The following is a 19,996-nucleotide window of genomic DNA, read 5'->3' on the forward strand; positions in this document are numbered from 1 at the left end:
CATGTATCTCGGACTCGATCTCGGCACGTCGGGCGTGAAGGCGGTGCTGCTCGATCGCGACGGTGCGGTGCGGGCAAGCGCGAGCCACCCGTTGGCGGTGAGCCGGCCGCGGCCGCGCTGGTCGGAACAGGCGCCGCACGACTGGTGGGACGCCGCCTGCGGCGCGCTCGCCGCGGTCGTCGCCGATGCCAGCGCGGGCGGCATCGATCCGCGCGACATCGCCGCACTCGGGCTCACCGGCCAGATGCACGGCGCGACGCTGCTCGACGCGCATGGCGACGTACTGCGCCCCGCGATCCTGTGGAACGACGGCCGCGCCGATGCGGAGTGCGCGGAACTCGAGCGGCTCGCGCCCGCGCTGCGCACGGTGGCAGGCAACGTCGCGATGCCGGGCTTCACCGCACCGAAGCTGCTGTGGGTGCGCCGGCACGAGCCCGATGTGTTCGCACGCATCGCGCACGTGCTGCTGCCGAAGGATTATCTGCGCTACCGGCTGACCGGTGCGTTCGCAACCGATCCGTCGGATGCCGCCGGCACGTTGTGGCTCGACGTCGCGAAGCGCGACTACGACGACACGCTGCTCGCCGCGTGCGGGTTGTCGCGCGCGCAGATGCCGGTGGTGTTCGAGGGCAACCGCGTGACGGGCACGCTGCTGCCGGCCGTCGCGCGCGCACTCGGGCTGCGCGAGATCCCGGTGGTGGCCGGCGGCGGCGACAACGCGGCCGGCGCGGTCGGCGTGGGGATCGTGCGGCCCGGCGATGCAATGCTGTCGCTCGGCACGTCGGGCGTGTATTTCGCGGTGTCGGACGGGTTTCGCGCCAACCCCGAATCGGCGGTGCACAGCTTCTGTCATGCGCTGCCCGATACGTGGCACCTGATGTCGGTGATGCTGAACGCGGCCGGCTGCGTCGACTTCACCGCGCAACTGACCGGTTACGACGGCGTCGCGGCGCTGCTCGCCGATGCCGAGGCGAACGCGCGCGCGACCCGTCCGTGGTTCCTGCCTTACCTGAGCGGCGAGCGCACGCCGCACAACGACGTGAATGCGAAGGGCGTGTTCTACGGGCTCACGCCCGACACGCAGCGCGCGGATCTCGCGAACGCGACGCTCGAAGGCGTCGGCTTCGCGCTGGTCGACGGCATCGATGCGCTGCATGCGGCCGGGCTCGAACCCGCCGGCATCACGGTGATCGGCGGCGGCTCGCGCAGTGCTTACTGGACGCAGATGCTCGCCGACCTGAGCGGACGCGCGCTGACGCTGCGCGCGGGTGGCGAGGTCGGTCCGGCGCTCGGTGCCGCGCGCCTTGCTCGCCTCGCGCTCGAACCGGATACGCCGCTCGGCGACGTGTGCCCGCAACCGCCGGTCGTCGCGGTGCGCGAGCCCGATCTCGCGCGGCACGCGTGGTATCGCGACATGCGGCGGCCGACGTTTCGTGCGCTTTATCGCGCGCTCGAACCGGTGTTCGCGACGGGCGCGTGACGCGCGGATGGCGCGTGCGGTTCGCATCGCACGATGCCGCGCGTTGCGAGGACTCGATGCGGGCGGCGCACTCATGCGCCCGCCCGATGTTCGTGAGGTTGTTCGACAAGTTTGATAACAAGGAGTGGAGACAATGAAATCCGTGACGCGTCGTACCGTATTGAGTTCGCTTGCCGGCGCCGCTGCGCTGGCGATGTTCGCGCTGGGCGCGCCGCTCGCGCATGCGAGCAAGGACAAGCCCGAGATCGGCTTCTGCATCGACGACCTGCGCGTCGAGCGCTGGTCGCGCGATCGCGACTATTTCGTCGCGGCCGCGACGAAGCTCGGCGCCAAGGTATCCGTACAGTCGGCCGACGCGAGCGAGGCGCGGCAGATCTCGCAGATCGAGAACCTGATCTCGCGCGGCGTCGACGTGATCGTGATCGTGCCGTTCAATTCGAAGACGCTCGGCAACGTCGTCGCCGAAGCGCGCAAGGCCGGCATCAAGGTCGTGTCGTACGACCGCCTGATCCTCGACGCGGATGTCGACGCGTACATCTCGTTCGACAACCAGAAGGTCGGCGAGCTGCAGGCGCAGGGCGTGTTCGACGCGAAGCCGAAGGGCAATTATTTCCTGCTCGGCGGCGCGCCGACCGACAACAACGCGAAGATGCTGCGCGAGGGCCAGCTGAAGGTGCTGAAGCCGGCGATCGACCGCGGCGACATCAAGGTCGTCGGCCAGCAGTGGGTGCCGGAGTGGAGCGCATCGACCGCGCTGCGGATCGTCGAGGACGCGCTGACCGCGAACAACAACAAGATCGACGCGATCGTCGCGTCGAACGACGGCACCGCGGGAGGCGCGATCCAGGCGCTCGCCGCGCAGCACCTGGCCGGCAAGGTGCCCGTGTCCGGGCAGGATGCGGACCTCGCGGCCGTCAAGCGCGTGATCGCCGGCACGCAGACGATGACCGTCTACAAGCCGCTGAAGCTGATCGCGAGCGAAGCCGCGAAGCTCGCGGTCGATCTCGCGAAGGGTGCGAAGCCCGCGTTCAACGCGCAATACGACAACGGCAAGATGAAGGTCGACACGGTGCTGCTGCAGCCGACGCTCCTGACCAAGCGCAACGTCGACGTCGTCGTGAAGGACGGCTTCTACACCCAGGCCCAGCTCGCGAGCCAGTAACCGCTCGATGGGCATGATGCACGCGGCCGGCGAGATGCGGCCGCACATGGTCCGGCCGCGTGCGCACTGCGAGGCAATGAACGTATGACCGAACCCTTGCTGACGATGCGCGGCATCGTCAAGGCATTCGACGGCGTGAAGGCGCTCGACGGCATCGACCTGACCGTGCGCCCCGGCGAGTGCGTCGGCCTGTGCGGCGAGAACGGCGCCGGCAAGTCGACGCTGATGAAAGTGCTGTCGGGCGTCTACCCGCACGGCACGTGGGACGGCGAGATCCGCTGGGAAGGCGCGCCGCTCGCGGCGTCCGGCGTGCGCGACACCGAACGCGCGGGCATCGTGATCATCCACCAGGAACTGATGCTGGTGCCCGAGCTGTCGGTCGCCGAGAACATCTTCCTCGGCAACGAGATCACGCTGCCCGGCGGGCGCATGCACTATGCGGAGATGGTGCGGCGTTCGGAAGCGCTGCTGCGCGAGCTGCGGATCGACGCGATCAACGTCGCGCAGCCGGTGATGAACTACGGCGGCGGCCATCAGCAGCTGATCGAGATCGCGAAGGCGCTGAACAAGCGCGCGAAGCTGCTGATCCTCGACGAGCCGTCGTCGTCGCTGAGTGCCGCCGAGACGCGCATCCTGCTCGACATCGTGCGCGACCTGAAGCGCCGCGGCGTCGCGTGCGTATACATCTCGCACAAGCTCGACGAAGTCGACGCAGTGTGCGACACGGTGACCGTGATCCGCGACGGCCGCCATGTCGCGACCGAGCCGATGCATGCGCTGACCACCGACCGGATCATCGCGATGATGGTCGGCCGCGAGATTCGCAACCTGTATCCGCGCGAGCCGCACGAGATCGGCGACGTCGTGCTGGAGGCGCGCAACGTGACCTGTCACGACGTGACGAACCCGCGCCGCAAGCGCGTGGACGACGTGTCGTTCAGCGTGCGGCGCGGCGAGATCCTCGGCGTCGCCGGGCTCGTCGGCGCGGGTCGCACCGAGTTGATGCAGGCGATCTTCGGCGCGTATCCGGGGGCGAGCACGGCGACCGTGCGGATGAACGGCCAGCCGCTCGCGATCCGCTCGCCGGCCGATGCGATCCGCGCGGGCATCGCGATGGTGCCGGAGGATCGCAAGCGCCACGGGATCGTGCCGCAACTCGGTGTCGGCCACAACATCACGCTGTCGGTGCTGCGCCGTTTCGCCGCGCGCGGGCGGATCGACGCGGCCGCCGAACTCGATGCGATCCGCACCGAGATGCAGCGGCTGTCGGTGCGCGCGGCACACCCGTTCCTGCCGATCGCGAGCCTGTCCGGGGGCAACCAGCAGAAGGCCGTGCTCGCGCGGATGCTGCTGGCCGACCCGCAGGTGCTGATCCTCGACGAACCGACGCGCGGCGTCGACGTCGGCGCGAAGGCCGAGATCTACCGGCTGATCTTCGCGCTCGCGAAACGCGGCGTCGCGCTGATCGTCGTGTCGTCGGAGCTGCCGGAAGTGCTCGGGCTCGCCGATCGTGTGCTGGTGATCGGCGAAGGCGAGCTGCGCGGCGATTTCGTCAACGACGGTCTCACGCAGGAACAGATCCTCGGCGCCGCGCTGAAACCCGCGCGGCAGCCGTCCGAACCCATTGCAGCGAGTGCGTCATGAATACCGAACTTTCTTCTTCTCCCGCCGTGCCGCCGGGCGCCGACGCGCGTCGCACGCACGGCCATCCGCTGCGCCAGGTGTTCGTGCGCTACAAGGTCCTCGCGCTGCTGTTCGCGGTCGCGGCGATCTGGGTGTTCTTCTCGGTGCTGACCGACGGCGCGTTCGTCACGCCGCGCAACGTGTCGAACCTGCTGCGGCAGATGTCGATCACCGGGATGCTCGCGTGCGGCATGGTGTTCGCGATCATCGCGGGCGAGATCGACCTGTCGGTCGGCTCGCTGCTCGGGCTGCTCGGCGGTGTCGCGGCGATCCTCGACGTCAATCGGCACTGGCCGGTCGCCGTGACGGTGCCGGCGGTGCTCGCGCTCGGCGTGCTGGTCGGGCTGTTCAACGGCTGGTGGTCGACCTACCGGCGCGTGCCGTCGTTCATCGTCGGGCTGGGCGGGATGCTCGCGTTCCGCGGGATCCTGCTCGGCGTGACGGGCGGCTCTACGATCGCGCCGGTGTCCGACGGCTTCGTGTTCATCGGCCAGGGCTATCTGCCGCGCGCGGCCGGCGACGGCCTCGCGGTGCTGCTGTTCGCGCTCGTCGCGCTGCTGGTGCTGCGGCAGCGCGCCACGCGGCACCGCTACCGGCTCGCCGTCGCGCCGCTGTGGCAGGACGTCGCGAAGGTCGTCGGCGCCGGGGCCGTGCTGTTCGCGTTCGTCGCGACGCTCGACCGCTACGGCGGCATTCCGGTGCCGGTGCTGCTGCTGCTCGCGCTGCTCGGCGCGTTCTCGTGGATCGCGACGCAGACCGTGTTCGGCCGGCGCATCTATGCAGTGGGTTCGAACCTGGAGGCGACGCGGCTGTCGGGCGTCGACACCGATCGCGTGAAGCTCGCGATCTTCGCGCTGATGGGGCTGATGTGCGCGTTCGCGGGCATCGTCAACACCGCGCGGCTCGCGGCCGGCTCGCCGTCGGCCGGCACGATGGGCGAACTCGACGCGATCGCCGCGTGCTTCATCGGCGGCACGTCGATGCGCGGCGGGTCGGGCACCGTCTACGGCGCGCTGATCGGCGCGCTCGTGATGGCGAGCCTCGACAACGGGATGTCGATGCTCGACGTCGACGCGTACTGGCAGATGATCGTCAAGGGCGCGGTGCTGGTGCTGGCCGTGTGGATCGACGTGGTGTCGCGCTCGAACCGGCGCTGAGGCGGCGTTCTACCGCGCCTGCGCCTCGATGAAATCGACGCACGCCCGCGGCGGCGGCACGAAGCGCCGCCGCGGGTAGTACGGATAACCCGCGCGGGCGTCCGGCGACGGGCCGTTGACCTGCGCGACGCCTGAATGCAGCGGAATCCGGCGCCCGTTCCGCGACTACGTGCGGTCGCGATGGCGCGCGCGCGTCGCGCCCGTGATTACCGCGATGCCGAACAGAATGACGGCGACGATCTCGATGATGTGCTGCGACACATGCAGCGTCATCAGGCCCCATGCCACGCCGGCGATGAAAACGATCCATCCGAGCAGGTAGATAAGCAGGGTCATCACTTTTCTCCTGTAATTGTGGGTCATGACGCCGGTTGCCTGCGTTGCAATATCTGCCGGGCAACCGGCAATCCGGGATGTGCGCATATTTCGTACCCGGTGCGGCCGCGTCGTGCGCCAGATCTCAGGGATCGATTGTGCGCAGGCGTCTATTCGGACGCGAACATCAGGATCACGCGGCGAGCCAAGTCCGAACGAGTCGCGCAACCTGCTTCCTGCGCTCGATCATCACCATGTGCCCTTCGCCTGGCAGCGCATGATGGGTCACCGACGGCACCCACGCGGAAGTTTCGAGCGCCGCGTCGGCGAAGATCGGGTCGTCGGCGCCGCCGACGATCAACGTATCCGCGCGGATCCGCCGCGGCCACGGCGTATCGTCGCGTGCATCGTCACGCAATGCGCGCAGCGTGCGGACGATGACGTGTCGTTCGTTGACCGATGACGCGACGTGGCGGCGTCGACTGAACAGCGCCGCGCGCAGGAGCATGTTGCGCCAGCTGGCGCGGAAGCATCCGGACATCGTTTCGAGCAGACGGACGAAATCGGAGCGGGTCGTATGCACGATTTGCTGCTCGATGAGCCGGTAGCCTTTCGGGGCAAGGCGATGCGCGCTCGACACCAGCCCGAGTCGCGAGACGCGTTCCGGGTGGGCGGCCGCGAGGCGCGCCGCCACGACGCCGCCGAACGAGATGCCGATGAGCGTCGTGCACTGCCAATGCGCGGCGATGCCGCGCGCGAGATGCTCGACGATGTCGGCGATTCGGTATTGCGCACCGGGCTTGTCAGGATACCCGAGCAGGACGAATGGCGTGTCGGGCGGCAAGATACCGGCGACGCGGAGCAGGTCGCGCCGCAGCCGGCGCTTGGTCGTCTTCGAGACGAAGGCTTGTCCGCCGTTCAGTACGATGACCGCGGGCGGTTCGCTACCCACCTGTGCGGCCAGGATGCCGCCGTCCAGCTGCATCGTTCGAACGCGGCGAGCACCGATCCGGAACGCGGTCGATTCGTCCGGTATGCGGTTCATGCGCTACCTCCTGATGAAAAGGTGCCGGCATCAACGCCGGGCAAGCATGCCGACGGTTAATGGCTTATAGGACCCGTCGACAATTCAAAATATGGCGGATGTCCGTCGTACGCGCTGAAACAGAAAATGCCCGATGCGGCGCAGCGGGCGTTCTGGCGTCTGGTTACCGTCAGGTTTGGTAACGGACTATTGATTAAAGACCACGCTTTAAACGCCCTGCATAATCACTGGCTGCTTCATTCAATGAATGGCTGGTGTCGATTGTCGCGATCAGTTCCTCCACGAACCACGGAAGGACGAGCGTCGTTTCTGCGCTCGACAAACGGACTTTCACGCGCTGCGAAGCGTAATCCGGTTGAGGTAGCGTCACGGGCAGAGCGCCATCGGATTGCGGCGTGTCAGCCGCAATGGCTTGACCGTGCGAAAGCTGCGCATTTATCAAAAGCGCAAATGCCATGATTGCGCGTCGGACAGGTTTCTTCATTTTTCGCCATTCCCTGCGAGAAAATATGAATCGGAAAAGCAGGGAAATGATCCTAGCGAATCTGCTGCGCGAAAAGTATGTGAAATTTGTCATTATCTGTGCGAAAGCTCATGCTGAGTGTCCGGGTGGACACATGCACTCGGACCTAGACGACCGAGAAACGAGACCTTCGAAGCAGAATGGCGGTTTGCCGCCGACGGGACGGCCGACGGCAAACCGAATCGAACTGAAACGCGTTAGTGATCGACGCAAACAGGCTACGCGGTGCGCCCGGCGTGACCCGACGGCCGCTGCCGGTTACGACGCCGACAACCTGACCGATACCCCCGTCGCCGTATAAACCGGCGTCGCCTTGAACCCGTCGACCGTCACCGTCGAGAACTTCGCGGAAGCCGCCGCGCCGTCGATCAGCGCGATCGTGTCGCCGGCCTTCGGCGCATAGCCGTTCACGAACTTCACGTGCAGCGTGCCGCCGGCGACGGTGAACGGGCCGCCCACGCGCAGGCGCCCGCCGCCGTTGCCGTCGATGTCTAGTTCGAGCGTCGTGTTGTCGAGCTGCGTGTAGCGCGTCGCGATCGTGACGGGTGCGCTGGCCGCGATCTTCACGCTGCCGCCGGCGCCGACGTACACGTCGCCGGTGCCGAACGCGCTTGCCGATGCCGCGGCGAGCGTGCCGCCGCTGACCTGCGTGCCGCCCGTATAGCGGTTGTCGCCCGCCAGCGTCAGCGTGCCGGTGCCTTGCAGCGTCAGCTTGCCCGCGCCCGCGATGTCGTTGCGCCACTGGTCGGCCGCATTGAGCCCGCCCTGCGACGCATCCATCGACACGATCACGTTGCCGTTGAACGCGCCGTAGCCGTCGCCCGCGGCGAACAGGTTCAGGCGGCCCCAGCCTTCCGCATCGTCCATCACCGGATAGCCGGACTGCACTTCGGTGGTCTTCAGCACGACGCGCCGCTGGTCGGCGCTCAGGTACGGGAAGCGCGTCTGCAGCAGCACCTCCGCGCCCTTCGGCACGACGGGCGGTGCATCGGTCGATTCGATCGCGCCGAAGCCGAACGTCATGCGGCGCGTGAAAGCGGCCTTGTTGGTCGCGTAATCGGCGAACCGGTCGGTGGCCGTCGTGCCCGAATGCGCGAACGCGGCGAAGGTTGCGCCGGTCGTCCCCGTGAGTTGCTGAAGCGCCTGGTGAGCCTGACCGTACGCGGCCTGCGCGTCGCTCGCGTACGCGGTGAGGTTCGCCGCGCTGATGGCCAGCGCGAGCATGCGGCCGCCGATCACGTCGAGCGGCGAGTGCATGCCGGCGAGGATCCGGTTCTCGCCCAGTTCGAGGCCGCGGCTGACCATCTCCTGGAAGCGCTCCGGCACGAGCCACGCCATCGTCATCGCGTCGCGCATCGCTTCGGCCGTGTGACCGCTGATGAAGCCGCCGTCGGTCGCGGGCGTCGTGCTTTCCGCCGGCACGAGCGTCGGCGCGACGACCACGCTCGCGCTCCAGCGGTACGGCCGTGCGTACTTGTAGAAGCGCTTCGACGGTTCGGTCGACGCGTTGTTGCCCATTTCGTTGAGCAGGTCGACGACTTTCCCGAAGTTCGCGTTGGCGCTGCTGCCGACGCCGACGTTGTTGCCGCTGTCGTTGTACAGCACCGTGGTGGCGTCGGCGGGCACGCTGGTGATGCTGGTCGTCTGCTGCGCGGCCGTGCGCCACACGTCGGTGAGCGGGCCCATGCCGTCGGTCACGCTGTAACCCTTGCCGCGCCGGTCGTCGAAGTAGGCGGCATCGGCCTGCTGTTGCGTGCGCGCGGTCGTTGCGTTGACCACGTATTGAACATTGGCTGCCAGCACCGTGTCGTTCAGGATCGTGCCGCACGGCGTGCCGCTGCCGGGCAGGCCCGAGCAGGTCGACGGCGAGATCGCCGGAAACGCGCCGTTCGCGGCCGCGGTCACGCCCGCGTCGACGAGCATCGTCGACGGCTGCCACAGGTCGAGGAAGCGGCTCACCACGCGTACCGCGGCGTTGGTCGACAGCGTCGCATAGCGCGCGTCGCCGCGCTGGTTGGTCGCGATGTTGTCGACGAAGGCCGGCACGCTCGGCACGGGTGCGCTGTCGACGAAGCCGGGGTCGGCCGGCGGCGCCGGCATGGCCGCGCTGGTCGGGGTGGTCGACGCGACATCGTCGCCGCCGCCGCACGCGGCGAGAACGATCGCACTCGACAGCGCTGCGACGTGCAGCGGGAAACGGCTTCGTGACGCAAACATGCAAAACTCCATCCGGTGTGTTGAAGATGGCGGATTGTCGTGGGCGATCGTGACGCAGCCGTTAAGGATTTGTTGCGGGGCGCGGTCGAAGCGCGCGAATGCTCACTATTTGGTGAATTCGTGATACTGAACGTGATGGACGAGGCGAGCCGGCCATCGGCAGCGCATCGCAACGCGCCGGCCATGCGTGCGTCCGGCCGGACTGGTGTTCCCCGGAACGACGACGATAACCGGCGCGATCACGCCGCCTCGGCGGCCGAATCCGCGTCGGCGCGGCACACGCGGTTTCTGCCGTGCCGCTTGGCCGCATAGAGCGCGAGGTCCGCCTGATGCGACAGCGCATGCACGGTCCGCGGGTGCGCGCGATGGCCGGTCGCGCAGCCGATGCTGACCGTGAACGGCGGAATCGTTGCATCGAAGCCGTCGAGCCGGCTGTGTTCGACCGCGCACCGGATCGCTTCCGCGACTTCCGCGGCGCCGCTTTCGTCCGTATCGGGCAGCACCGCGACGAATTCCTCGCCGCCGTAGCGTGCCGCGATGTCGCCGCGCCGCCGCACGTTCGCGCGGATGCATTCGGCGAGAAAGCGCAGCGCCGTGTCGCCTTGCGCATGGCCGTAGCGGTCGTTGTATTGCTTGAAGTGGTCGGCGTCGATGAACAGCACCGACAGGCTGCCGCCGCTGCCGCGCTGCAGCCGCGCCCATTCGTCGGCGAGCGCGGCATCGAGCGCGCGGCGGTTGTGCAGGCCCGTCAGCGGATCGGTGCGTGTCTGGTCGGTGAGCAGCGTCTGCTTGCGCAGGTTGTCGCGCAGCGCGAACGCGAGCAGCCACACCACCGCGCAGAACAGCGCGCCGATGACGGACGCCGACACGCCGACCGTCCACGTCAGGCGCGTGATGCCGGCCAGCACGTCGCCCTCGGCCGGGGCCACGACCGCGATCAACGGCGTGCCGGGCACGTGCTGGTACGTATAAAGCCGCGCGACGCCGTCGATGCTCGAGCGCGCCGCATAGAAGCCCGAGTCGCGGCTCAGCATCTGCGCGAACGACTTCGTGCGGCGCAGCCGGCTGATCTGCTGATCGCTCAACGGCGGGTTTCTCGCGAGGATCGTGCCGTCCGCGCGCAGGATCGCGCTGACGCCGTGCGGTCCGACGTTCAGGCGCGACAGCAGGTGATCGAAGTAGGCGAGGTCGATCGCGACCACCACGATGCCGTCGAACGAGTGATCCGGCCGTTCGATGCGCCGCGACAGCGCGATGGATCTCGTGCCGCCGCGCGAACGTGCGCTATACGCCTCGGACACGTAAAGGCCGACGTTGTGCGCATCGCGATGAACCTTGAAGTAGTCGCGATCGCTGAAATCCCAGTTGTGGAGCGGGCCGCAGCATCCGTCGATCTGCCGGCCGTCGCGGTTCGTCACGCCCATGCCGGTCATGTATTGCGCGGTCGTGCGCTCGAACAGCACGTCGTGACGCAGCCCGGTGTCGATGCGCGCGACCGCGGGGTTGCGGAGGTTGGCGGCGAGTGCGACGAGCGCATTGTTGGACGTTTCGACGGTGCGCCCGATCTCGCTGACCAGGACGGCGGCGACGTTGCGCGACGTCTCGTGCGCATGTTCGACCACTTCGCTGCGTGCGGCCCACAGCGTGGCCGCGCTGATGCCGAGCGCCGCCAGCGACATCAGCGTGCCCAGCACGCCGACGATCAAGTAATTGCGGCCGGCCCAGTCGGCAATTTTCTCGATCGAAGTGGGTGCAGGCATGGCTGGCGCTCGTGCGGGAAGCTCGCTGCGTCTGCAGCGGCGCGGGTCAAATCCGGGTTAACGGCAAGTATGCCCGGAAATCGAGGTCGATTCGCGCCGAGATCGCCGCACCCGGCGCCGCAAACGTGTGCGGCAGCGGCGCACCGCGCAACGGGCATGCAGCCGCGGCGGCGCCGGGCGGCTGCATGCGATCGGCGCGGGATCAGTCGAGCCCGCCCTGGCACAGGTACTTGATCGACAGATAGTCGTCGAGCCCGTAGCGCGAGCCTTCGCGGCCGTAGCCCGATTCCTTCACGCCGCCGAACGGTGCGGCCTCGCTCGCGAGCGCGCCTTCGTTGATCCCGACGATGCCGGTTTCGAGCCGCGCCGACACGCGCGCGATGCGCCGCACGTCCTGCGTGTAGAAATACGCGGCAAGCCCGAACGGCGTGTCGTTCGCGGCATCGACGGCTTCGTCCTCGGTATCGAACCGGAACAGCGCGGCGACCGGGCCGAAGGTTTCCTCGCAGGTCAGCTGCATGTCGGCGGTTGCGTCGGCGAGCACCGTCGGCGCGTAGTAGTGCGGCCCGAGTTCTGTCAGGCGCGTGCCGCCCGTCAGCACGCGCGCGCCGCGCTCGATCGCGTCGCCGACGTGGCGCGCGATCTTGTCGACCGCGCGCGCGTTGATCATCGGGCCGATCTGCGCGGCCGGGTCGGTTGCAGGCGCAACCTTCAGCGCGGCAACGCGCGCGGCGAGCTTCGCGGCGAAAGCCTCGTAGACGCCGGCCTGCACGTACACGCGGTTCGGCGACACGCAGGTCTGGCCGCCGTTGCGGAACTTGGCGGCCATCAGCCCGTCGACCGCGGCGTCGAGCTCGGCATCGTCGAACACGATGAACGGCGCATTGCCGCCGAGCTCCAGCGACAGCTTCTTCAGCGTCGCGGCCGACTCGCGCGCGAGCAGCTTGCCGACGGGCGTCGAGCCGGTGAACGTGATCTTGCGCACGCGGCCGTCGGCGAGCCAGTCGGCCACCGCGTCGATGCCGCGTTCGCGCGACGCGGCGATCAGGTTCAGCACGCCGGGCGGCACGCCGGCTTCCTGCGCGAGGAAGGCCAGCGCGAGCGCGGTGAGCGGCGTGTCCTCCGCCGGCTTCGCGACAACCGTGCAGCCGGCCGCGAGCGCGGGCGCGATCTTGCGCGCGATCATCGCGAGCGGGAAATTCCACGGCGTGATCGCGGCGACGATGCCGATCGGCTCCTTCACCGCACTCAACCGCTTGCCGCGCTGCTGCTGCGGAATCAGGTCGCCATACGTGCGCGTCGCTTCCTCGGCGAACCACTGCACGTACGACGCGCCATAGGCAACTTCGCCGCGCGCTTCGGCGAGCGGCTTGCCCTGTTCGCGCGACATCAGCTTCGCGAGATCGTCGGTGTGCGCGACGATCGCCGCGTGCCACGCGCGCAGGATCGCGGCGCGTTCGCGCGCGGGCGTCGCGCGCCAGCCGGGCAGCGCGCGTGCGGCCGCGTCGGTCGCGGCGCGCGCGTCGGCGGTGCCGCTGTCGGGTGCGTGGGCAACGAGGTCGAGCGTCGCCGGATCGGTGACGTCGAAGCGACGGCCGTCGAGCGCGTCGCGCCAGGTGCCGTCGATCAGGTTGGCGGCGCGAACGAGTTCGGTGCGGGACAGCGTAAGCGGCATGACAGGTCCTTGGTGAGGCGGTTCGGCGGCGACGCCGGCGCGCGACGACCCCGCGCGGACAGCGGGCTGCCGCGTTCAAGGGTGCCGCGTGCTGCGGTCAGTGCCGTTCGCCGAACAGCGATTCGAGCGGGTAGTGCCGTTTGACGAACGGCGACTTGATGATCACGTAACTGAAATACTTCTCGATGCCGATGTTCTGCTCGAGCAGCCCTTCGACGATCGTCTGGTAATGGCTCACGCTGCGCGTGATGAACTTCAGCAGATAGTCGTAGCCGCCACTCGCGAGGTGGCATTCGACGATCTCGTCGACGTTGCGGATCGCCGCCACGAAGCGGTCGAAGTCCTCGCGCCGGTGGTCGGCCAGCGTGACCTCGGTGAACACGACCTGCACGTCGCCGAGCTTCTCGAGCTGGATGTGCGCGCCGTAGCCGCCGATGTAGCCGGCCTTCTCGAGCCGCTTCACGCGGATCAGGCACGGGCTCGGCGACAGCCCGACCGCATCGGCCAGCTCGACGTTGGTCATGCGGCCGCGCTTCTGCAACTGGGAGAGGATGCGCAGGTCGATGCGATCCAGCTTGCTGTCCGTCATGGTTACGTGAGAGGGGAAAAAATGGAATGTCCGGTTACTTTAGAGTCGAACGATGGCCGCCACAAGCCCGGCTTTCCCTCGGCCCGTCAGGCCGGCTGCGCATGCGCGACGTCGAGCGCGCGCTGCACGCCCGGGTCGGCCAGCACGTCGTCGAGCGTGTTGCGCACGCGTTCGAACATCAGGTCGAACTCGCCCGCGGTGAAGCTCAGCGCCGGCGCGAAACCGAGCACGCCGTCGCCGAACGCGCGAAACACCACGCCGTTCGCGTACGCGGCCGCCGCGATCTTGTCCGGCACGTTCAGCGCCGGGTCGAAGCGCGTCTTGTGCGCCTTGTCGGCCACCAGCTCGAGCGCGCCGAGCAGGCCGGCCGAACGCGCGTCGCCGACGAGCGGATGCGCGCGCAGCGCATCGAGCCCCGCCGCGAAGCGCGGCGCCAGCGCCTGGCCGTTCGCGAGCAGCCCGCCTTCGTGATAGAGCTTCAGCACCTCGAGGCCGATCGCCGCGCTGACCGGATGCGCGGAATACGTATGCCCGTGACCGACCGCGGCCGACTCCGCGCGGCTGCCCGCGATGCCTTCGTAGATTTCGTCGGACATCAGCACCGCGCCCATCGGCGCGTAGCCGGCGGTCAGGCCCTTCGCGACGGTCATCAGGTCCGGGTCGACCTGTTCGGTCTCGCACGCGAACAGCGGGCCCGTGCGGCCGAAGCCGGTGATCACCTCGTCGGCGACGAACAGGATGCCGAGGCGCCGGCACGCGTCGCGCATCGCCTTCAGCCAGCCGGCCGGCGGCACGATCACGCCGCCGGAACCCTGCACCGGTTCGCAGAAGAACGCGGCGACGTTGTCCGCGCCGAGTTCGGCGACTTTCGCTTCCAGCGCGGCGACCGACGCGGCGATCAGCGCCTGCGGATCGTCGCCGAGCGGATGGCGGTACGGGTAGGGCGACGGGATGTGGTGCTGGTCCGCGCGCGGCAGGTCGAAATGACGGTGGAACGCCGGCAGCGCGGTCAGGCCGGCGCCGATCGACGACGAGCCGTGATAGCCGCGCTCGAGCGCGATCATGTGCTTCTTCGACGGGCGGCCGGTCGCGTTGAAATAGTGCGTGATGAAGCGCACCGCGGAGTCGACCGCGTCCGAGCCGCCGAGCGTGAAGTACACGCGGTTCAGCGAAGGCGGCGCGAGCGCGGCGAGCCGCTCGGCCAGCTCGATCGCCGGTTGCGAGCCGAAATGGAAATAGCCGGTCGCGTAGGGCAGCTTCGCCATCTGGTCGGCGGCGGCCTTCACGATGCTGTCGCGGCCGTAGCCGACGTTCACGCACCACAGGCCCGAGAACGCATCGAGCAGCGTATGGCCGTCGGCGTCGCGCAGGAACACGCCGCTCGCGGAGTCGAGCACGGTGACGCCGCGCGCCTCGTGCACGCGGTAATTGACGACGGGGTGGATCAGGTGTTGACGATCGGCTTCGATCAGCGCGGCTTGGTTCATGGCGGGGAGGGACTCTCGTCGGGTGTCAGCGTGAGTTCATGCTACCGGGCGAGAAATCCGCACGTGTCTTCAATTTGCGCCCTGAAACGTATGAAAACGGTGTTTGCACGGGACGCTTCGGCATTTTCTGCTGCGCGCCCCGCCGGGCCGGGCGCGCGCGTCAGTAGCCGCGCGCGCGATCGACGACGCCGATCATCGGCTGGCCCGCGCGGTGGCGCGCGAGGTTCGCGAGCACGGCGTCGACCGCGGTATCGGGCCGCGTCGCGCTCGCGATGTGCGGCGTGATCCGGATACGCGCGTGCGTCCAGAACGGGTGGCCGGCCGGCAACGGCTCGGGGTCCGTCACGTCGAGGATCGCGCTGTCGAGCCGGCCGCTCGCGAGCGCCGCGAGCAACGCGGCCTCGTCGAGCTGCGGGCCGCGCCCGACCTGCACGAGCGACGCGCCGGCCGGCAGCGCGTCGAACACGCGCGCGCCGAGCAGCCCGCGCGTGCCGTCGGTGAGCGGGAGCAGGCAGATCAGGATGTCGGTGCGCGCGAGGAACGCGTCGAGTGCCGCGTCGCCCGCGTAGCAGTCGATGCCGTCGAGCGTGCGCGGCGTGCGGCTCCAGCCGGCGCACGGGAAGCCGAAGCGCCGCAGCGTGTCGAGCACGGCCTGGCCGAGCGTGCCGAGCCCGAGCACGCCGACGCGCCGCGACGCGGCCGCGCGCACCGGCCGCTCGCGCCACACCTGCGCGCGCTGCTGCGTCGCGTAGTCGAACAGGTCGCGGTGGATCGTCAGCACCGCCTGCGTCACGTACTCGACCATCCCTTCGACGATGCCCGGCTCGATCATCCGCACGACCGGGATGTGCGCGGGCACGCGCGACAGGTCGAACTGGTCGATGCCGGCGCCGACGGAGAACACGACCTCGAGATTCGGCAGCAGCGCGGCCGGATCGTCGGGCGGCTGCCAGGCGGCGAGATAGCGGACGGTTTCAGGATCGCCGAGGTCCGGCCAGATCCGGAACGGGAGGTCGGGCGCCTGTTGCGCGAAGCGCTGCGCCCATTGCGCGCCGCGCACCGGGTCGGCCTTGTAGAGAAAGCTCATCGCGCGTGCCGCTCAGCCGAGTGCTTGGTTGACGATCGCGAACGTGCGCAGCGCCGGGTCGCGCGCGGGCGCCGCGCCGCGCGCCATCGCGACGACCGTGTCGACGCGCGGCAGCCCGAGCCCCTGCAGCCAGTCCGACAGCCCGCTGTCGCCCGGCACGTCGAGCCGCACGAACATCCCTTCGTGCAGCGCGAGCCAGTGGCTGATCAGCGCCTGCGCGCGCAGCGCGTCGGGCGCGATCACCGGGCCGATCACATGGCCGCGGCCGAAGCGGCGGAACAGCGCGAAGCCGAGCAGTTCGCCGTCGCGATCGAGCGCGATCCCGTTCGCGACGCCGAGCAGCGCATCGATCACCGCGTCGCGCGGATAACCTGCCGCGCGCGAGGCGAGCGCCGCGAGGCGCGGGCCGTCGTTGGTGCCGAGCGGGCGCAGGCGCTCGCCCGGCGGCAGCGAGATCAGCGGCGGCTGGAACGCGGCACCCTGGTGCTGGTCGATCGTGCCGATCGCCTCGAAGCCGAATTTCACGTAGAGCGGTTCGCCGGACGGCGTCGCATGCAGGAAGATCGTGCGTGCGCCGAGGCTGTCGACGACGCGCGCGAGCAGTTCGCGGCCGATGCCGCGGCTCTGGCGCTCGGGCGACACGATCACCATGCCGAGCGACGCGTGCGCGTCGCCGAAGCGCCAGCCGAGCGCGGTGCCGACGATGCCGCCTTCGTCTTCGGCGACGAAGCCGTGGCCGAGCTGGAGCGCGAAGCGCCAGTCGTCGAGACGGTGCGGCCACTTGACCGCTTCCGACAGACGATGCGCGGCGGGCAGGTCGGTGTCGGTGAACGGACGATAGATGAGCGTGCTGGAAGGGTTGAGATCGGACACGCCGGACTCCGGATGGGTAGGAATGACATATCGACTCTGCCAGCGACACCGCGGCGCGGATAGGACGATTCGCCTGTTTTCCGGCGACGGCGGGCGGCCGGGCGAGATCGACGCAAACCGGCGCGATCGGCGCGCGCGAACGCGCGCTTCATGCCGGCGCGGCCCGCCAATCCGACAGCTTCTGCTGTGGGAATGACACTACGATGGAACTGCAGCGGCGCCGCCCGGGCGAGCCGCGCCGGGCCCGCCGGGTAGTTGGCGCGCCGCGGTTGCGCGAAGCATGCCGGGCGGCCCGCGGCGCCGCGCGCGGCCGTGCCGCAGATCGTGCTGCCCGCGGCCTGCAACACGCGGCGAATCTGCGTTTCGACCGGCGTCGAACGATGCGCGACGGATTTTTTGCCCTGATTCAATTGCGTTGAACCCAGCCCGTCCCCGGCCCTGCCGGGGTTTCATACCGACAGGACCTCACCATGATCCAATTTGAACCGAAGTTCATCACGTTCGACTGCTACGGCACGCTGACCCGCTTCCAGATGGCGGACCTGGCGCGCGAGATCTACGCGGACCGGCTGTCGCCGGTCGCGATGGAGGATTTCGTGCGCGCGTTCGCCGCCTATCGGCTCGACGAGGTGCTCGGGGCGTGGAAGCCGTACCGCGACGTCGTCGTCAACGCGATCCGGCGCACCTGCGCGCGCATCGGCACGCCGTTCGACGAAGCCGAGGCCGAGCGCTTCTATCATGCGGTGCCGACGTGGGGCCCGCATCCGGACGTGCCGGCCGGCCTGTCGCGGCTCGCGCAGAAGTACAAGCTCGTGATCCTGTCGAACGCCATGGACGAGCAGATCATGAGCAACGTCGACAAGCTCGGCGCGCCGTTCCATGCGGTGTTCACCGCGCAGCAGGCGCAGTCGTACAAGCCGCGCATGCAGGGCTTCGAATACATGTTCGGCAAGCTCGGCTGCAAGCCCGAGGACGTGCTGCACGTGTCGTCGAGCCTGCGCTACGACCTGATGACGGCCGAGGATCTCGGCATCAAGCACAAGGCGTTCGTCAATCGCGGGCACGAGCCGGGCACGCCGTTCTACAACTATTACGAGGTGTCCGACATCGGCCACCTCGCGACGCAGCTCGGGCTGTAAGCGTCGCCGCGCCGGCGCGCGGCGGCGTGCGCTGCGTGCGCGGCCGTGCCGGCATGCCCGTCGAGATCGGCCATGAGGGGGCGCGACGGCCTTGCCGCTTTACGCGTTCGCTCACCGCACGAACCAAGGGTAATTACCGATACGGCGCCATTCAAGGCGGGGCCGTCCGAGCCGATATATGTACCGAACGGTTAATATCGCGAGGCCCCCGCATGAAGTTGTCCACGAAACTGCTGATGCTCGTCGTCGCGGCGCTGCTCGGCGTTGCATTGCTCGCCGCGATGTCGCTGCACACGCTGCGCGACGCGCTGATCGACAGCCGTCGTGACGAGATCGTCATTCTGCTGACCAAAGCCGAGCATCTGGTCGACTCGTATCGCGCGATGCAGGCGAGCGGAACGCTCACCCGGGAGCAGGCCCAGCAGCAGGCCAAGGCCGCGTTGTCCGCGCTCAATGCGAATTCGAAGAGCTACTACTGGGTGACGACATCCGACGGCGTCAACCTCGTGCATCCGAACGCGAAGTTCATCGGCACCCGCGCGAAGGGCAACCGCACGACCAGCGGCCTGACCGACAGCGAGGCTTACCGCGCCGGAATGGCCCAGGCGCATTTCGCGCTCGTCGACGTGCTGATCAAGCGCAGCCCGGACGCGGACGTGGAGCCGAAACTCCAGGGCGTGGTCGCCGTTCCGGACTGGGACTGGTGGATCGGCACCGGATTCTTCTACGACGACATCAACGCGGCGTTTGCGCGGCTCGCGCAGGTGCTCGGCGCCATCACGCTTGTCATCGCCGCGGCGCTCGCGGCGATCGCGTGGGGGGTGTTGCGCAGCGTCCGGCGGACGCTGGGCGGCGAGCCCGCACAGGCGGCCGGGATCGCGGCCCGCATCGCCGCCGGCGAACTGGACGTGCAGTTCGATACGGCGCGCGCCGCGCCGGGCAGCCTGCTCGTCGCGCTCGGCGACATGAAGGCGCGACTCACCGAAACCATCGCCGACATCCAGACCACGACCCGCTCGATTGCCGTCGGCACCGGCGAGATCGCGCAAGGCAACCTGGACCTGTCCCAGCGCACGGAGGAACAGGCCGCGTCGCTGCAGCAAACGGCCGCCAGCATGGAACAGATCACGTCGACGGTCAAACAGAATGCCGACAATGCGCGTCAGGCGAATGCGCTCGTGACCCACGCGAAGGAGGCGACCGAACTCGGCGGCGCGGCCGTGCGGGAAGTCGTCGAAACGATGCGGCAGATTTCGGACGGATCGGTGCGGATCGCCGACATTACCGTCGTGATCGAGAGCATCGCGTTCCAGACCAACATTCTCGCGCTCAATGCCGCGGTCGAAGCCGCGCGGGCCGGCGAGGAAGGGCGCGGGTTCGCGGTCGTGGCCGCGGAGGTCCGCTCGCTCGCGCAACGCAGCGCGGCGGCCGCGAAAGACATCAAGGGATTGATCGAGGTGTCGGTCGAGCGGGTCGGCAGCGGCAGCCGGCTCGTCGAGACGGCCGGCGCGCGCATGACGGAGATCGTCCGGTCGATCGACCGGGTCGCCGACATCATGGGCGAGATTACCGCGGCATCCGCCGAGCAAAGTACCGGCATCGAACAGATCGGCCTGGCGGTCGCGCAGATGGATGAAGTGACCCAGCAGAATGCCGCGCTGGTGGAGCAGGCCGCCGCGGCCGCGTCCTCGCTGGATGAACAGGCGGCACGGTTGAGGGCCGCCGTATCGGTGTTCAGGCTGACGGCTTGATTGCTCGACTGTCTGACTGTCTGACTGTCTGACTGCGTGACTGCGTGACTGCG

16 protein-coding genes are annotated in these 19,996 nt (G+C 68.7%); 6 read left to right on the plus strand and 10 right to left on the minus strand.

From position 1 onward, the window contains the following. The first annotated feature begins 1 nt into the window (after position 1). The 4 genes from xylB to U4012_RS23920 all read left to right on the plus strand — a co-directional run bounded on the left by xylB (position 2) and on the right by U4012_RS23920 (position 5,482). Positions 2-1,480 carry a xylulokinase gene (xylB, locus tag U4012_RS23905; protein ID WP_321801958.1) on the plus strand — a complete coding sequence of 493 codons (1,479 nt, stop codon included), beginning with the start codon at positions 2-4 and terminating at the stop codon, positions 1,478-1,480. Between the two features lie 133 nt (positions 1,481-1,613). Beyond that, a complete protein-coding gene (gene xylF / locus U4012_RS23910) occupies positions 1,614-2,642 on the plus strand; it encodes a D-xylose ABC transporter substrate-binding protein (RefSeq protein ID WP_321801959.1) in 1,029 nt (342 codons plus the stop codon). Positions 2,643-2,726: 84 nt separating this feature from the next. Continuing rightward, on the plus strand, positions 2,727-4,286 hold the full coding sequence (gene xylG, locus U4012_RS23915) for a D-xylose ABC transporter ATP-binding protein (RefSeq protein ID WP_321801960.1): 1,560 nt from the start codon (positions 2,727-2,729) through the stop codon (positions 4,284-4,286). Continuing rightward, the gene (locus U4012_RS23920; RefSeq protein ID WP_321801961.1) at positions 4,283-5,482 is read left to right on the plus strand and encodes a sugar ABC transporter permease; all 1,200 of its coding nucleotides are present in this window, start codon (positions 4,283-4,285) and stop codon (positions 5,480-5,482) included. The genes xylG and U4012_RS23920 overlap by 4 nt, the downstream gene beginning before the upstream one ends. Before the next feature lie 165 nt (positions 5,483-5,647). Here the strand turns inward: U4012_RS23920 and U4012_RS23925 are convergent, their stop codons facing one another. From U4012_RS23925 to U4012_RS23970, 10 genes are all read right to left on the minus strand, one after another. Beyond that, positions 5,648-5,818 carry a hypothetical protein gene (locus U4012_RS23925; RefSeq protein ID WP_185640854.1) on the minus strand — a complete coding sequence of 57 codons (171 nt, stop codon included), beginning with the start codon at positions 5,816-5,818 and terminating at the stop codon, positions 5,648-5,650. Positions 5,819-5,990: 172 nt separating this feature from the next. After that, positions 5,991-6,842 (minus strand): alpha/beta fold hydrolase, encoded by an 852-nt coding sequence (locus tag U4012_RS23930; RefSeq protein WP_321801962.1) that lies wholly within the window; start codon positions 6,840-6,842, stop codon positions 5,991-5,993. Between the two features lie 193 nt (positions 6,843-7,035). Then, positions 7,036-7,326, minus strand: a complete 291-nt coding sequence (locus U4012_RS23935; protein WP_321801963.1) for a hypothetical protein — start codon at positions 7,324-7,326, stop codon at positions 7,036-7,038. A gap of 297 nt (positions 7,327-7,623) precedes the next feature. Next, a complete protein-coding gene (locus U4012_RS23940; RefSeq protein ID WP_321801964.1) occupies positions 7,624-9,582 on the minus strand; it encodes a phosphatase PAP2 family protein in 1,959 nt (652 codons plus the stop codon). Positions 9,583-9,821: 239 nt separating this feature from the next. Next, the gene (locus U4012_RS23945) at positions 9,822-11,342 is read right to left on the minus strand and encodes a GGDEF domain-containing protein (protein ID WP_321801965.1); all 1,521 of its coding nucleotides are present in this window, start codon (positions 11,340-11,342) and stop codon (positions 9,822-9,824) included. 202 nt (positions 11,343-11,544) lie between these two features. Then, positions 11,545-13,017 (minus strand): NAD-dependent succinate-semialdehyde dehydrogenase, encoded by a 1,473-nt coding sequence (locus tag U4012_RS23950; protein WP_321801966.1) that lies wholly within the window; start codon positions 13,015-13,017, stop codon positions 11,545-11,547. Between the two features lie 97 nt (positions 13,018-13,114). Then, positions 13,115-13,606, minus strand: a complete 492-nt coding sequence (locus U4012_RS23955) for an Lrp/AsnC family transcriptional regulator (RefSeq protein ID WP_006749694.1) — start codon at positions 13,604-13,606, stop codon at positions 13,115-13,117. Positions 13,607-13,692: 86 nt separating this feature from the next. Next, positions 13,693-15,093, minus strand: a complete 1,401-nt coding sequence (locus U4012_RS23960; protein ID WP_321801967.1) for an aspartate aminotransferase family protein — start codon at positions 15,091-15,093, stop codon at positions 13,693-13,695. Positions 15,094-15,253: 160 nt separating this feature from the next. Continuing rightward, positions 15,254-16,180, minus strand: a complete 927-nt coding sequence (locus U4012_RS23965; protein WP_044844274.1) for a 2-hydroxyacid dehydrogenase — start codon at positions 16,178-16,180, stop codon at positions 15,254-15,256. A gap of 12 nt (positions 16,181-16,192) precedes the next feature. After that, entirely contained in the window at positions 16,193-17,053 is an 861-nt protein-coding gene (locus U4012_RS23970) for a GNAT family N-acetyltransferase (RefSeq protein ID WP_321801968.1), read from the minus strand. A gap of 470 nt (positions 17,054-17,523) precedes the next feature. Here U4012_RS23970 and U4012_RS23975 point away from each other — a divergent pair, with 470 nt between their 5' ends. Continuing rightward, positions 17,524-18,192 carry a haloacid dehalogenase type II gene (locus U4012_RS23975; RefSeq protein WP_044844272.1) on the plus strand — a complete coding sequence of 223 codons (669 nt, stop codon included), beginning with the start codon at positions 17,524-17,526 and terminating at the stop codon, positions 18,190-18,192. A 212-nt stretch (positions 18,193-18,404) separates the two neighbouring features. Beyond that, complete coding sequence (locus tag U4012_RS23980; protein ID WP_321801992.1) at positions 18,405-19,943, plus strand: methyl-accepting chemotaxis protein; 1,539 nt, start codon at positions 18,405-18,407, stop codon at positions 19,941-19,943. Positions 19,944-19,996: the final 53 nt, after the last annotated feature.

Source organism: Burkholderia sp. BCC1988 (assembly GCF_905339895.1).
Classification (GTDB): Bacteria; Pseudomonadota; Gammaproteobacteria; order Burkholderiales; family Burkholderiaceae; genus Burkholderia.